Here is a 14,989-nt window from a genome sequence, read left to right on the forward strand (position 1 = left end):
GCCCCTTACGCGGTCACCTCGTCACAACTCCGCTCCTGGACCGGTCCGATCTCCGGCTGCTTCTCGAACTGCGTGCGGTACAGCTCCGCGTATCGCCCGCCGGTGGCGAGGAGTTGGTCGTGCGTGCCGCGTTCCACGATCTGTCCCGCCTCGACGACGAGGATCTGGTCGGCGGAGCGCACGGTCGACAGCCGGTGCGCGATCACCACGGCGGTACGGCCCTGCAACGCCTCGGCCAGGGCCTCCTGGACGGCCGCCTCCGAGGTGTTGTCCAGGTGGGCGGTGGCCTCGTCGAGGATGACGACACGCTGGCGGGCCAGCAACAGCCGGGCGATGGTCATGCGTTGGCGCTCGCCGCCGGAGAGCCGGTAGCCGCGTTCCCCGACCACCGTGTCCAGGCCGTCGGGCAGCGACCGTACGAGGTCGTCGAGGCGGGAGCGGCGCAGCGCGTCCCACAACTCGTCCTCGGTGGCGGCGGGTTGGGCCAGCAGGAGGTTGGCGCGGACGGAGTCGTGGAAGAGGTGGCCGTCCTGGGTGACCATGCCGAGGGTGGCGCGCAGGGAGGCGGCGGTTAGGTCGCGGACGTCGACGCCGCCGACGCGTACGGCGCCTTCGTCGACGTCGTAGAGCCGGGGCAGGAGCTGGGCGACGGTGGACTTGCCGGCGCCGGAGGAGCCGACGAGGGCGACGGTCTGGCCGGGTTCGGCGCGGAAGGAGACGCCGTGCAGGACCTCGGCGCCGCCGCGGGTGTCGAGCGAGGCGACCTCTTCGAGTGAGGCGAGGGAGACCTTGTCGGCGGAGGGGTAGGCGAAGCGGACCTCGTCGAACTCGACGGCGACCGGGCCCTCGGGCACCTCGCGGGCGTCGGGCCTGTCCTCGATCAGCGGTTTCAGATCCAGCACCTCGAAGACGCGCTCGAAGCTGACGAGGGCGCTCATCACCTCGACGCGGGCTCCGGCGAGGGCGGTGAGCGGGGCGTAGAGGCGGGTCAGGAGCAGGGCGAGGGAGACGACCGCGCCCGGCTCCAGGGTGCCGTGCAGGGCGAACCAGCCGCCGAGGCCGTAGACGAGGGCGAGGGCCAGGGCGGAGACCAGGGTCAGGGAGGTGATGAAGACGGACTGGGCGGTGGCGGTGCGGACGCCGATGTCCCGGACGCGGCTCGCGCGGGCGGCGAACTCGACGGACTCCTCCTCGGGGCGGCCGAAGAGTTTGACGAGGGTGGCGCCGGGGGCGGAGAAGCGCTCGGTCATGCGGGTGCCCATCGCGGCGTTGAGTTCGGCCGCCTCGCGCTGCATACGGGCCATGCGGCTGCCCATCCGGCGGGCCGGGATCACGAACACCGGGAGCAGGACGAGCGCGAGCAGGGTGATCTGCCAGGACAGGGTGAGCATGACGACGAGGGTGAGCAGCAGGGTGACGACGTTGCTGACCACGCCGGACAGGGTGTTGCTGAACGCCCGCTGGGCGCCGATGACGTCGTTGTTGAGCCGGGAGACGAGCGCCCCGGTGCGGGTCCGGGTGAAGAACGCGACCGGCATGCGCTGCACATGGTCGAACACGGCCGTCCGCAGGTCGAGGATGAGCCCCTCCCCCAGCGCCGAGGAGAGCCGCCGGCCCAGGATGCCGAGGGCCGCCTCCGCGACCGCGATCAGCGCGATGAGCAGGGCCAGGCGGACGACGGTGCCCTCGTCGCCGCCCGACACGATCGCGTCGACGACGTGTCCGGCCAGGACGGGGGTCGCGACGGCCAGCAGTGCGGTCACCACCCCGAGCAGCACGAACCGTGCGATGGGGCGGCGGTGCGGTCGGGCGAACTCCGCGATGCGGCGCAGGGTGGCGCGCGCGAAGGGGCGGCGTTCCTGTTGGGCGGTCATGACGCTGTGCAGCTGGGTCCAGGCCGTGCTCTCCATGCTCATGGAAGAGACCGTAAGACCTCAAGCGTCATTGAGGTCAACGTATGGGGCGGATCCTTGGGCGGGACGGAGTGCGGGGGCTCGTGTAAGGGCGCGTGTAAGGAACTGTCCCCGCTGCCGCAACCCGCAGTTGTCGTGGCCTGGGGACCCTCTCGGGATGTGAGACATGTCCGCGTCCGGCAGATCCTGTGCCTGCTTCCGCTGCTCCTGGTCACCGTCGTCGCCGTCCAGCACCGCTCCGTACTCGTCGAGGGCTTCGGCCAGCTGCGGGCGGCCGAGTGGCCCTGGCTGGTGGCGGCGGCCGGTGCCACCTGTCTGACCTGGGTCGCCGCCGCCTTCACCCGGCAGGGTGCCGTGGTCGAACGGCTGCCCGCGCGGCGGCTGCTGGCCACGCAGTTCGCGGCGGGCGCCGCCAACCATCTGTTGCCCACGGGGCTCGGCGCGGGCGCGGTGAACCTGCGCTTCCTGACGGTGTGCGGCATCCCGCTCGCCCGTTCGTCGGCCGCGCTGGCCCTGTTCCTGCTCGCGGAGTCGATAGCCCGGGTGACTCTCCTCACCGGTCTGCTGATCGCCTTCCCCGACGCCCTGCGCCTCGGCACTCTCCTCCCCGCGGGAGCGGTCGGCCCCCTCCTCCTCGTCATCTGCGCGGCGCTGTGCGCGGCGGTCCTCGTCCTCGTCCTGGTACGGCGGCTGCGGACGGCGGTCCTGTCGTTCCTGCGTACGGCGTTCAGCGAGGCCCGTTCCGTGCACACGCGGCCGGCGCGGGCGCTCGCGCTGTGGGGCGGTTCGCTGGCGTTCCCCGCGTTGCAGGCGGCCGGACTCGTGGCCGTGGGGCGGGCGTTGAACCTGCCGGTGCCGCCCGCGCAGATGGCGCTGGCCTATCTGGCGGCGACGGTCGCGGTGGCGCTGGTGCCGACACCGGGCGGGATCGGCTCGGTGGAGGCCGCGTTGATCGTGGCGCTGGTGGCGGCGGGCGGACCGGTCGCGGTGGCCACGGCGGTGGTGCTGGCGTACCGGATCATCACCGTCTGGATCCCCATCATTCCGGGCGCGTTGACGCTCGGCGCCCTGGTCCGGTTGAGAGTCATCTGACTCCCGGCCCCCGCTCCGACGGCAGGCCGACCGCCCGGCTGTCCGCACCTCACCGCCCGGCGAGCGTCACCCGCACCGGCCCACCGCTCCTACAGCACCCCGACCGCGGCGGCCCACGGCTCCGACCGCGACCAGGCCGGACTGGCCGAACTGGCCGAACTGGCCGAGGGAATCGTCCGAAAGCCGTGCTCACAGCCCCGGACGGGGTACGAACTCGCCGTCCGGATACGGCAGGATGAGCGGTCGCGCCGGTGCGGTGAACCGTTCCGTCCGGTGCGACGGCAGTTCCGGCAATGCCCGCACTTCGAGCAGGTGGACAACGTGACGACTCTTCACATCCGGCCGTCGGTGGCCCTCTTCGCCGCCGTTTCCCTCCCCGGCGGTGACCGATGAACCGCACGCCGACCCTGGACGACTTCATGCTCGCCGGAACCGCGCTCGCGTGCGGCCTGCTGGCGGCGTTCCTGCTGCGGATACTGCTGCGCTGGCTCGGCAAGCACGCCGACCGCACCCGCTGGAGCGGCGACGACGTGCTGGTCGACGCGCTGCGCAGCGTGCTGCCGTGGTCGGCGGTCATCGGCAGCGCCGGGGTCGCCGGGGCGGTGCTGCCGCTGACGCACACGGTCCAGCACCAGGTGAACCAGACCCTCAAGGTGCTGATCATCCTGGCCGTGACGGTGGCGGCGGCCCGGGTGACGGCGGGACTGGTCCGGGCGGTCACCAACTCCCGTTCCGGGGTGGCCGGTTCGGCGACGATCTTCGTCAACATCACCCGGATACTGGTCCTCGCCATCGGCTTCCTGGTGATGCTCCAGACACTGGGCATCTCGATAGCGCCGCTGCTCACGGCACTCGGCGTCGGCGGTCTCGCCGTGGCGCTCGCCCTCCAGGACACGCTCGCCAACCTGTTCGCGGGCATCCACATCCTCGCCTCGAAGACCGTGCAGCCCGGCGACTACATCCGGCTGAGCAGCGGCGAGGAGGGGTACGTCGAGGACATCAACTGGCGTCAGACGACGGTACGGGCGCTCTCCAACAACCTCGTCGTGATACCCAACGGCCAGCTCGCCAAGACGAACATGACCAACTTCATGCGCCCCGAGCAGCAGTTGACGATCCTGGTGCAGGTGGGCGTCGGCTACGACAGCGACCTGGAGCATGTCGAGAAGGTGACCATGGAGGTCATCGCCGAGGTCATGACCGACATCACCGGCGCGATCCCGGAGCACGAGCCGGCGATCCGCTTCCACACCTTCGGCGACTCGCGGATCGGCTTCACGGTGATCCTGGGGGTCGGCGAGTTCAGCGACCAGTTCCGCATCAAGCACGAGTTCATCAAGCGCCTGCACAAGCGGTACCGCGACGAGGGCATCCGCATCCCGGCACCGACCCGCACGGTGGCACTCCACCAGGGGGCGCTGCCACCGGGGGCGGTCGCCATACCGCACCAGCGGGTCTCCGAGGACGAGCCGGGCGAGGTTCCCTCCACGCGAGTCGACTGACCCGACCGCTCGGGGCGGGCCGTCGCTCCGGTGCGACATCTCATGATCCGCTCCCGCCCGCGCGGCCGGGTGTTCGCGCGGTGCGGACGGACCGCTGTCGATCGGGACCCGAGCACGAGATATCTTGATGTCGAGCAATGTTGCAGACGTGGAGCGGAGCACCGGTGACTGACTCGACCATCATCTATACGCACACTGACGAGGCCCCGGCCCTGGCGACGTATTCCTTCCTGCCGGTGGTCCAGGCGTACGCCTCGCAGGCGGGTGTCGCCGTGACCACGCGGGACATCTCGCTGGCCGGGCGCATCATCGCCGTGTTCCCGGAGTACCTCACCGAGGACCAGCGGATCCCGGACGCCCTGCACGAGCTGGGCGAACTGGCGAAGACGCCCGAGGCCAACATCATCAAGCTGCCGAACATCTCGGCGTCCATCCCGCAGCTCAAGGCCGCCGTGGCCGAGCTCCAAGAGCAGGGCTACGCGCTGCCGAACTACCCGGACGACCCGAAGACCGACGAGGAGCGGGACATCCGGTCCCGCTACGACAAGGTCAAGGGCTCGGCCGTGAACCCGGTCCTGCGCGAGGGCAACTCCGACCGGCGCGCCCCCGCCTCGGTCAAGAACTACGCCAAGACCCACCCGCACCGCATGGGCGCCTGGTCCGCGGACTCGAAGACCAACGTGGCGACGATGGGCGAGAACGACTTCCGCTCCACCGAGAAGTCCACGACGATCTCCGAGGCCGGTTCGCTGCGCATCGAGCTGGTCGCCGAGGACGGCACCACCACCGTGCTGCGCGAGTCCGTACCCGTCCTCAAGGACGAGGTCGTCGACGCCTCCGTGCTGCACGTGGCCGAGCTGCGCTCCTTCCTCACCGCGCAGATCGCCCGCGCCAAGGCCGAGGGCATCCTGTTCTCCGTGCACCTCAAGGCCACGATGATGAAGGTCTCCGACCCGATCATCTTCGGCCACGTGGTCCGCGCCTTCTTCCCGAAGACCTTCGAGCAGTACGGCGCCACGCTCGCCGCCGCCGGTCTCTCCCCGAACGACGGTCTCGGCGGCATCCTCAAGGGCCTGGCCGCGCTGCCCGAGGGCGACGCGATCAAGGCGTCCTTCGAGGCGGAGATCGCCGAGGGCCCCGCGCTCGCGATGGTCGACTCCGACAAGGGCATCACCAACCTGCACGTGCCGTCCGACGTGATCGTCGACGCCTCGATGCCGGCCATGATCCGCACCTCCGGCCACATGTGGGGCCCGGACGGCGCCGAGGCCGACACCCTCGCGGTGCTCCCGGACTCCTCCTACTCCGGCGTCTACCAGGCGGTCCTCGACGACTGCCGTGCCAACGGCGCCTACGACCCCTCCACCATGGGCTCGGTGCCGAATGTCGGCCTCATGGCGCAGAAGGCCGAGGAGTACGGCTCGCACGACAAGACCTTCGAGGTCCCGGCCGCCGGTACGGTCCGCCTCGTCGACCAGGCCGGCGAGGTCGTCCTGGAGCAGGCGGTCGCCAAGGGCGACATCTTCCGCGCCTGCCAGACCAAGGACGCCCCGATCAAGGACTGGGTGAAGCTGGCCGTCACGCGCGCCCGCGCCACCGGCAGCCCGGCCGTGTTCTGGCTGGACGAGACCCGCGCGCACGACGCGCAGCTGATCGCCAAGGTCAACGCCTACCTGCCGGAGCACGACACCGAGGGCCTGGACATCCGGATCCTCGCCCCCGTCGAGGCCACCAAGCTGTCGGTGGAGCGCATCCGCCGCGGCGAGGACACCATCTCGGTCACCGGCAACGTGCTGCGCGACTACCTGACCGACCTCTTCCCCATCCTGGAGCTGGGCACCAGCGCCAAGATGCTGTCGGTCGTCCCGCTGATGGCGGGCGGCGGCCTCTTCGAGACGGGCGCCGGCGGCTCCGCCCCGAAGCACGTCCAGCAGCTGGTCAAGGAGAACTACCTGCGCTGGGACTCACTCGGTGAGTTCTTCGCGCTGGTCCCCTCCCTGGAGCAGTACGCGACGTTCACCGGCAACACCCGCGCGAAGGTCCTCGCCGACACCCTCGACCGCGCCACGGCGACCTTCCTCAACGAGGACAAGTCCCCGACCCGGCGCGTCGGCGGCATCGACAACCGCGGCAGCCACTTCTTCCTGTCCCTGTACTGGGCGCAGGAGCTGGCCGCGCAGACCGACGACGCGGACCTCGCGAAGGCGTTCGCGCCGCTCGCCGAGACCCTCGCGGGTGCCCAGGAGAAGATCGTCGAGGAGCTCGGCGCCGTGCAGGGCAGCCCGGCCGACATCGGCGGCTACTACCAGCCCGACCCGGCCAAGGCCGCGAAGGTCATGCGCCCGTCGACCACGTGGAACGACGCGCTGGCCTCCCTGAGCTGACGCAGACTCTCCGAGTCACTCCGCCCCGGCCGGGTTCCTCCCGGCCGGGGCGGCCGCGTTCACCCAGGGCAGCCGGCCGCTCACCAGTCCCGTACGGCGATCAGCTCCTCCACGTCCGCGTCCGCGAAGCCGTAGGCCTGGGCCACGAACCAGAAGTCCTCCGCTATCTCCTCACGCGCGACCGTCTCGATGTCGCTCCCGGCCGCCTCGAAGTCGTCCTGCAAGGCGTTGAACTCCTCGGTGGCGACCTCGGTGAGGGCGTACAGCGCGGCCAGGTCGGCGGGGCGCTCGGCCTCGATGCGCTCGCACAGGCGCAGCAGGACCGCCTTGCCGAGGTCGACGACGTGGTCGGGGTAGTACCCGTCCCGGTACAGCGCGCGCAGGAAGGCGTGCTCGGTGATCTGCTCGTTGCTGACGGGCATGGTGGTGCTCCCCCGGTCCGTGATCGTCGCTGCGGATACCTTGATCCTGCACCACGCCACTGACAACGCCTCCGGGAGCCGCCCGTGACCTCCTCCGCGCCGTCCTCCGGGCCGTCCTTCGAGCTGCTGCCCGGCGCCGCCGGCTCCCCCGTGATCCTCCATGTCCCGCACTCCGCACGGGAGATACCGGCCGACGTCCGCGCGGACATCCTGCTGGACGACCCGGCGCTGGCCCGCGAACTCGACCACATCACCGACAGCCACACCGCCCAGATCGCGGACGAGGCGGCACGCGCGTGTGCGGTGACCCCCTGGCGGTTCGTGAACCGGCTGTCCCGCCTGGTCGTCGATCCCGAGCGCTTCCCGGACGAGCGCGAGGAGATGCTCGCCGTCGGCATGGGCGCGGTCTACACCCGCACCACCCACCACGCCGACCTGCGCCCCGCGGACCACGACCCCGAGCCGCTCGTCGCACGCTATTTCCGCCCCTACGCCCGCGCCATGACGGACGCCGTCGCCGACCGCCTCGCCGCCACGGGCCGGGCCGTCGTCATCGATGTGCACTCCTACCCCGGCGCCCCACTCCCCTACGAACTCCACGGCACCGGCCCCCGCCCGGCCGTCTGCCTCGGCACCGACACCTTCCACACCCCGCCCGCACTCCTGTCGGCGGCCCGCGAGGCGTTCGCGGGGTGCGGGGAGATCGGGCTCGACAGTCCGTTAAGCGGTACGTACGTCCCGCTGGCGTACTACGGCAGGGAGCCCGCCGTCGGCGCCCTCATGGTGGAGATCCGCCGGGACACCTATATGGCCGAGCCCGGCGGGGCGCCGTCCGGCCCCGGCATCGCCCGGCTCGCCTCCGCGCTGACGGCGCTCGTGGACGCCGTGTCCGGATGACGCCGGGCCCTCCGGCTGGAGCACTCCCGCAGGACAGGCGGCCGGGGCCGTACGAGGGTGGGCAGCATGACCGAGGAGACCACCACGCTGACCGGCCAGGCCCCGCCCCCCGTCCGGGACTGGCCCCCGCTCGATCTGACCGGGACGGAGTTCGACCCGGTCCTCGCCGAGCTGATGCGCGAGGGCCCGCTGACCCGGATCCGGCTGCCGCACGGCGAGGGCTGGGCGTGGCTGGCGACCCGCTACGACGACGTGAAGATGATCACCAATGATCCGCGGTTCGGCCGCGCGGAGGTCACCACACGCCAAGTGACGCGCATGGCCCCGCACTTCAAGCCCCGCCCGGGGTCACTCGCGTTCGCCGACCAGCCCGACCACAACCGGCTGCGCAAGGCGATCGCGGGCGCCTTCACGGTCGGCGCGATGAAGCGGCTCCGGCCCCGCGCGCAGGCACTGCTCGACACGCTCGTCGACGCCGTCGTGGCGGACGGACCGCCCGCGGATCTGATCGAACGGGTCCTGGAGCCCTTCCCGATCGCCGTGGTCAGCGAGGTGATGGGGGTGCCGGACGCGGACCGTGAGCAGGTGCACGCCTGGACCCGGCAGATCATCTCCACGTCCGGCGGCGCCGAGGCCGCCGACCGCGCCAAGCAGGGCATGTACGCGTGGATCACGGACACGATCCGCGCCCGCGCCGACAGCGACGGCACCGACGTGTACTCCCTGCTGGGCGGTGCCGTGGCCCGGGGCGAGATCAGCGAAGAGGAAGCGTCCGGGGTGGCGGGGCCGTTGCAGATCGGCGGGGAGGCGGTCACCCACAACTGCGGCCAGATGCTGTACCTGATGCTCACCCGCCCCGACCTGCTGGAGCGTCTGCGCGCCCAACCCGAGTGCAGGGGCGCCGCGTTGGACGAACTCCTGCGGTTCATCCCGCACCGCTCGTCGGTCGGGCTGGCCCGGATCGCCCTGGAGGACGTCGAGTTGCACGGCCTGCGGATCAGCGCGGGCGATCCGGTCTACGTCTCCTACCTCGCCGCCAACCGCGACCCGGCCGTCTTCCCGGACCCCGACGTCATCGACGTGGACCGCGATCCCAACCCGCACCTGGCCCTCGGCAACGGCTCGCACTACTGCACCGGTGCCGTCCTGGCCCGCCTCCAGACCGAACTCCTCGTGGACACCCTGCTGGACCGGCTGCCCGGGCTCCGGCTCGCCGTCCCCGCCGAGGAGATCGTCTGGCGCCGGAAGACGATGATCCGGGGACCGCAGACACTGCCGGTGACCTGGTAGACCGGAGCGCGCACGGTGCGGTGCGTGGGGCCGGCGCTCCCACGCCCGCCCCGCGCACCGCGGTTCACGCCCGCAGCCACTCCGTGACGACGACCTCCCCGCCCGTGCGCAGCCGTAGCGCGAAGGGACCGGACGGGGGTGCGTCGCTGGTGAAGCGGCCCAGGGAGTCGGCCGTGAGGGTGGTGGGGCGCAGGGCCTGGGGGCCGCTCAGGACCTCGATGCCGGCCGACTGGGGTGGCATCACCTGGCCCATCAGGCCCTCGCTCGTCACCTCCACGTCGATGCTGAGGTCGCCCGCCGTGAAGGTCAGCATGCGGGGCACGTCCATGGCCCCTCTGACCGGGATCGCGTCGATGAGGGAGTCGAAGGTCAGCTCCGCGAGCCGGGCGTCCATGTCGTACAACGCGTAGGCGTCTATGGCGAGTTGACGCAGCTCGGCGGGGACCGGGTCCAGGATGGCGGCGGCCTGACGGAGCTCCTCCTCCAGGAGGCTGTCGTCGAACTCCCCGCCGTCGTCGCCCCCTTCGCCCTCGGGCCCGGTCAACTCCTCTTCGTCCAACGCGTCCTGGCCGAAGGTCTCGAACGGGTCGTAGCCGTCGTCGTGCATGCCGTTCACACCGCCCCCCGGGCGTCGAGTCGGGCCCGCAGCCGGCGCAGACAGCGCTGGCGCATCGGACCGATGCTGCCGACGGCGATACCCAGGCCGGCGGACACCTCCTGATAGCTGGGCGGCGGCGAGGCCATCAGCACCCGCAGCAACTGCCTGCACCGCTCGCCCAGTTCCTCGAACTCCTGCCACAGCCGCCGGATGCGCTCGGCGTCCGAGGCCGCCTCCTCCGAGTCGATCAGCGACTGCTCGGGGGTGCGCTCCTCGCTGATGCGGTCGAGGAGTTGGGGATCGTCCGTGGGCATGAGCCGCCGTAGGCTCTTGATGACCTTCAGGCATTCGTTGCGTGCCGTGCTGGCGAGCCAGGAGCCCGCCTTCTCGGGTTCGCGGATGCGCCGCAGGTGCTGGGCGAAGCGGAACCACACGGTCTGGTACACCTCGTGGCCGTCGGCGTCGGAGAGCCGGTGCGCGCGCACCACGGACCAGACCAGTGGGCTGAGCCCCTCCACGAGCGCCTTCCAGGCCGCCGCGTCGCCGTCGACGGCGGACTGGACGAGCGCGCCGACTTCTGCACGTTCCACGGTGCCACCCCTCGTGTACGGCATGTCATCGTACGCCGTGGAGGGGATGGTTCCGGCCGTCATGCCGGTGGGGAGAGCGGTGCGACGGGGACCGGGCGCCAGGTGGGTGGGCGCAGCGCCGGTACATGCGCCCCGCGCACTTCGGCGTACTCGGTGTTCCCCGTGAGGAGTTGGGTACGGGCCACGCGCGCGTCGGTCTCCTTGTTCGCGGTCATGAAGGCGGCGACCATGCCGGCGGCGACGGGTGCGGCGAACGAGGTGCCGCTCCAGCGCGCGAGCCCCTCGAAGGTCACCTGGTCCGGGTCGCCCGGCTCGGCGTCCCCTGCCTGGCTCAACACGCCCTTGTGGGCGGGCGATTGGCAGGTGCAGGAGTAGGTGAACCCGAACCGGCAGGCTTCGTAGGTGGTGTGCTGGTAGGCGTACGGCACGGGCGCCTCGAAGCCGGTGAGGGGGCCGACGAGCCGCTCGCCGGGGGCGTAGGCCTTGACCCAGGCGCCGTGGTTGCTGAAGCAGGCGCCGAACTCGCCGTCGCCGCGCAGCGCGCCGACCGAGAGGACGACGTCCTGGTAGTCGGGCAGGTCGGCGTAGGCGGCGGGCCAGAACGGGGTGGCGCTGGCGTTGTTGCCGGCCGCGGCGACGAGGAGGGTGCGCTGTCCACGCAGGGCCCGCATGAAGCCCTCGACACCGAGGAGTCCGTCGGTACGGCCGTTCGACGTGCCGGCGGAGAGGCTGATGACGTCGGGCCAGCCGTGCGCGTCGACGGCCGCGAACAGCGCCTCGCCGAAGTCCGATTCGAGGATGGCGCCCGCGTCGTTGAGGGTGTTGCGGACGGTGACCTCGGTGTTGGGCGAGACGGCCGCGACGAGTCCGGCGATGAACGTGCCGTGTCCTACGTACTGTTGGAGCACTCCCGCGTCGTCGGTCTCCCTGATCTGGGCGTCGCCCTGGACGTGGGCGAGCAGCGGGTAGGAGCGGTAGTCGTGCATGAGGCCGGTGTCGATGACGAGGACGCCCACGGCGGTGTCGGCGTCGTAACCGGCGTCCGCCGGGGCCGGGTTGGCGCCCTCGGCGAGCGGGGCGGGCACGGGCTCGTCGCCCGGGCAGGCGTTCACCGCGATCGACACCACGTGGTTGCGGCTGACCAGCCGGCGCCCGGCGCGGCCCTCGGGCTCGCGCAGGGCGCGCAGCGCGTTGGCCACGGCGTGGTCGCCGCTGCGGTCGCCGATGCCCGGGTCGCCGACCTGGATGCGGGTGATGCCGGAGCGGTTGGTCTCGGGACCCGCGCGGCGGACGGAGTCCTCGCTGAGTCCGGTGACCGCGGTGAAGTGCGTGCGGACGGTGTCCTCGACGAGACGGGCCTCCTCGCCGTCGCGGGCGAGCACGACGCCCTTCTCGTAGAAGAACTCGGCGGAGTCGTCCGGCCCCATCGCCAGGGGGACGTCAGGCATCGAGCGCTGGATCTGGTCGAACTGCTCGTGGAATCGCTGTGGCGCCATGGCGTGTTCCTCCCACTGCGGCGGCGGTCGTCAATCAGAGCCGCCGGACCGCTACTTGATACAGCACCAAACCTGTGAGGTCTTCACCTGGGGCCACTAGGATGCGCGGAGTGACTGCGGGAAGCGACTCGGTTCTCGAACTGCTGCCGATGGTGTTCGCGGCGCCGGGCGAGGCGCTGGCCGGTGCGCGGGAGGTCCTCGACGGCGATCCGACGCCGTTCCGGGCCTCCGTGGCGCATCATGTGATCGGCATCTGGCAACGGGACTTCGGCGACATCCGGCTCGCCCTGCACCATCTGCGGCGGGCCCGCGACCTGGCGACCCGCGCGGACTCGGCGGAGCGTGAGGCGGACGTCCTCGGCACGCTCGGCGTGGCCCTGGTGCACGCGGGCCGTACCCGGCAGGGCCTGGAGGCCTTCGAGCGGGGCATCGCGCGCGGCACGGGGCAGACCCGGGCGCGCGTGCTGTACCGGCGGGCCTACGTCTGGTGGGTGCTGGGCCGGCACCCCGAGGCACTGGAGGACGTACGACGGGCCATCGCCGTGCTGCGGCAGGCGGATGACGTGATCTGGATCGCGCGGGCGATCACCCTGCGCGCGACCGTGCATCTCGCGCTGGGTGCGGTGGACCGGGCCGACGCCGACTTCACGGCGGCCGAGCGGCTGTGGGAGACCACCGGCCAGGAGCACGACAAGGCGGACGCCGTGGAGAGCCGGGGCCTGGCCGCGTTCCGGTCGGGCGACATCCCGGTGGCGCTCCAACTCCTGGACGAGGCCGAGCAGATGTACGCCAAGCTGGCCACACCGACGTTCATGCTCACCATCCGCCGCTGCGAGGTGCTGATGAGCGCGGGTCTGGCCGGGGAGGCGCTGACGCACGCGGACGCGGCGGTCCGGCTGCTCGACGGCATCGGCGGACAGTCCACCCGCAAGGCCGAGTTGCTGCTCGTCGCCGCCCGCGCGGCCCGGCTCGCGGACGATCCGCACACGGCGATCGCCCGCGCGGCCGTGGCGGTACGGCTGTTCGCCGCGCAGCGCCGCACCTGGTGGGAGACGCACGCCCGACTGGTGCTGATCGAGGCCCGGTTGGCGGCCGGGCGGGCGTCGGGGCGGCTGGTGGCGGACGCGGCCTCGGTGGCCGACCGGCTGGCCGCGTTCGGCTCACCCTCCGCGCCGGAGGCGTCCCTTCTGGCGGGCCGGATCGCACTCGCCCTGGGCTGGACGGCGGACGCGGAACGGCACTTGGCGGTGGCCGCGCGCAGCAGACGCGGCGGGCCGCCGCTGGCCCGGATGACGGGCTGGGCGGCGCAGGCGCTGCGCGCGCAGGCGGCGGGCTCCGGTCGCGGTGTCCTGGAGGCGTGCCGACGCGGCCTCGACGTGCTCGACGATCACCGTACGACCCTGGGCGCCTCGGAGTTGAGGGCGCGGGCGACGGCACAGGGCGCGGAGCTGGCGGCCCTGGCCCAGCGGGCGAGCCTGGCGTCCGGCGGCCCGCGCCGCCTCCTGGTCTGGAGCGAACGCTGGCGGGCGACGGCCCTGTCCACCCCGCCGACCAGGCCCCCCTCCGACCCGACGCTGCTGAGCGGTCTGACGGCGTTCCGCGAGATCGCCGCCCGCGCGGAGGAGGCCCGCATGGAGGGCCACCCGATACCGGCCCTGGAGCGTGAACAGCGGCGCCTGGAACGGGAGATCCGCTTCCGCACCCTCCACATGCGCGGCGACGCCCCCGGCGAGGGCGACCGCTTCGACCCGGCTCGCCTGCTGGCACGGCTCGGGGAGGGCCGGCTCGTCGAACTCGCCGTGGTCGACGGCCGCGTGCACGTCCTGCTCTGCGGCGACGGCCGGGTCCGCCGCTTCGAGACGGGCCTGCTCGCGGACGCGATGGCCGAGGCGGAACACATCCAGGCGGGTCTACGGCGCCTGGCGCACCCCGGGGCGGAGGCGCGGCTCCCGGTGGTGGAGGCGGCGGGCCGTCACCTGGAGGAACTCCTCCTGGGCGAAGCGGCACGGCACTTGGGCTCAGGGCCTGTGGTGGTGGTCCCCCCGGGCCGACTCCACCGCGTCCCCTGGGCGTTGCTGCCCTCGCTGCGTGACCGCGTCCTCAGCGTGTCGCCGTCGGCGGGCAGTTGGCTGCGCGCGCTGGACACCGAACCGCCGTCGGGCGGCCGGCACGTCCTGGTGCGCGGCCCGGGTCTGGCGACCGGCGGCGCGGAGGTCCCGGATCTGGCCGACCAGTACGGCAGGCCCACGGTCCTGGAGCACGACGACGCCGAAGTCCCCCGGGTGCTGGCCGAGTTGGACGGCGCGACGCTGGCCCACATCGCGGCCCACGGCACGTTCCGTGCGGACAGTCCCCTGTTCTCCTCGCTTCGGATGGCCGACGGCCCGCTCATCGTCCACGACTTCGAGCGCCTCGCCCGCAGTCCGTACCGGATCATCCTCTCCAGCTGCGACACGGCCCGTTTCGCGTCGGTCGGCGCGGACGAACTCCTCGGCCTGGTCACGGCGTTGCTCCCCCTCGGCACGGCAGGTGTCATCGCGAGCAGCGCCCCGGTCAACGACGCGGCGGTCGTCCCCCTGATGCTGTCCCTCCACAAGGGCCTCAGCACCCGGCTGTCCCTGGCGGAGGCCCTGCGCGACGCCCGGGCCGCCCTGCCCGGGGACGCGATGCATCAGGCGACGGGGTGGGCGTTCTCGGCGTTCGGGGCCGCTTGAGCGGGGCGGGTGGGGAGAACGCGGGGCGGGTGGCGTCGCGGCCGGGTGGGACCGGGGACCGAGCCGGCCCGTGCACGGCGTGAGCAGCGGC

The 14,989-nt window shown here is 72.2% G+C and carries 11 protein-coding genes; 6 read left to right on the forward strand and 5 right to left on the reverse strand.

The window, feature by feature from the left end; all coding sequences use genetic code 11:
- Positions 1–5: 5 nt before the first annotated feature.
- Positions 6–1,910: an ABC transporter ATP-binding protein gene (locus tag ACIRB1_RS02150; RefSeq protein WP_403464882.1), complete on the reverse strand. Its 1,905-nt coding sequence runs from the start codon at positions 1,908–1,910 to the stop codon at positions 6–8.
- A gap of 162 nt (positions 1,911–2,072) precedes the next feature.
- Here ACIRB1_RS02150 and ACIRB1_RS02155 point away from each other — a divergent pair, with 162 nt between their 5' ends.
- From ACIRB1_RS02155 to ACIRB1_RS02165, 3 genes are all read left to right on the forward strand, one after another.
- A complete protein-coding gene (locus tag ACIRB1_RS02155; RefSeq protein ID WP_403464265.1) occupies positions 2,073–3,005 on the forward strand; it encodes a YbhN family protein in 933 nt (310 codons plus the stop codon).
- Positions 3,006–3,394: 389 nt separating this feature from the next.
- Positions 3,395–4,507, forward strand: coding sequence for a mechanosensitive ion channel family protein (locus tag ACIRB1_RS02160; protein ID WP_352181229.1), 1,113 nt, complete (start codon positions 3,395–3,397; stop codon positions 4,505–4,507).
- Positions 4,508–4,671: 164 nt separating this feature from the next.
- Entirely contained in the window at positions 4,672–6,891 is a 2,220-nt protein-coding gene (locus ACIRB1_RS02165; protein WP_352181228.1) for an NADP-dependent isocitrate dehydrogenase, read from the forward strand.
- Between the two features lie 80 nt (positions 6,892–6,971).
- Here the strand turns inward: ACIRB1_RS02165 and ACIRB1_RS02170 are convergent, their stop codons facing one another.
- Entirely contained in the window at positions 6,972–7,313 is a 342-nt protein-coding gene (locus ACIRB1_RS02170; RefSeq protein ID WP_403464266.1) for a DUF5713 family protein, read from the reverse strand.
- 84 nt (positions 7,314–7,397) lie between these two features.
- On the opposite strand from ACIRB1_RS02170, the gene ACIRB1_RS02175 reads away from it, so the two are divergent.
- Together ACIRB1_RS02175 and ACIRB1_RS02180 are read left to right on the forward strand one after the other, a co-directional pair.
- Complete coding sequence (locus ACIRB1_RS02175; protein WP_403464267.1) at positions 7,398–8,210, forward strand: N-formylglutamate amidohydrolase; 813 nt, start codon at positions 7,398–7,400, stop codon at positions 8,208–8,210.
- A gap of 66 nt (positions 8,211–8,276) precedes the next feature.
- Entirely contained in the window at positions 8,277–9,500 is a 1,224-nt protein-coding gene (locus tag ACIRB1_RS02180; RefSeq protein WP_403464268.1) for a cytochrome P450, read from the forward strand.
- Positions 9,501–9,564: 64 nt separating this feature from the next.
- Here ACIRB1_RS02180 and ACIRB1_RS02185 read toward each other — a convergent pair whose 3' ends face one another.
- Genes ACIRB1_RS02185 through ACIRB1_RS02195 form a run of 3 tightly spaced genes read right to left on the reverse strand, consistent with a single transcriptional unit; the run spans position 9,565 to position 12,184 of the window.
- The gene (locus tag ACIRB1_RS02185) at positions 9,565–10,116 is read right to left on the reverse strand and encodes a hypothetical protein (RefSeq protein ID WP_403464269.1); all 552 of its coding nucleotides are present in this window, start codon (positions 10,114–10,116) and stop codon (positions 9,565–9,567) included.
- A complete protein-coding gene (locus tag ACIRB1_RS02190) occupies positions 10,113–10,751 on the reverse strand; it encodes a sigma-70 family RNA polymerase sigma factor (RefSeq protein ID WP_352181223.1) in 639 nt (212 codons plus the stop codon). Before ACIRB1_RS02190 ends, ACIRB1_RS02185 begins: the two co-directional genes overlap by 4 nt.
- The gene (locus ACIRB1_RS02195; protein WP_403464270.1) at positions 10,748–12,184 is read right to left on the reverse strand and encodes a S8/S53 family peptidase; all 1,437 of its coding nucleotides are present in this window, start codon (positions 12,182–12,184) and stop codon (positions 10,748–10,750) included. The genes ACIRB1_RS02190 and ACIRB1_RS02195 overlap by 4 nt, the downstream gene beginning before the upstream one ends.
- Before the next feature lie 110 nt (positions 12,185–12,294).
- On the opposite strand from ACIRB1_RS02195, the gene ACIRB1_RS02200 reads away from it, so the two are divergent.
- Positions 12,295–14,898 (forward strand): CHAT domain-containing tetratricopeptide repeat protein, encoded by a 2,604-nt coding sequence (locus tag ACIRB1_RS02200; protein ID WP_352181221.1) that lies wholly within the window; start codon positions 12,295–12,297, stop codon positions 14,896–14,898.
- The last annotated feature ends 91 nt before the right edge of the window (positions 14,899–14,989 follow it).

It is taken from the genome of Streptomyces sp. NPDC096013, assembly GCF_044763565.1.
Taxonomy (GTDB): Bacteria; Actinomycetota; Actinomycetes; order Streptomycetales; family Streptomycetaceae; genus Streptomyces.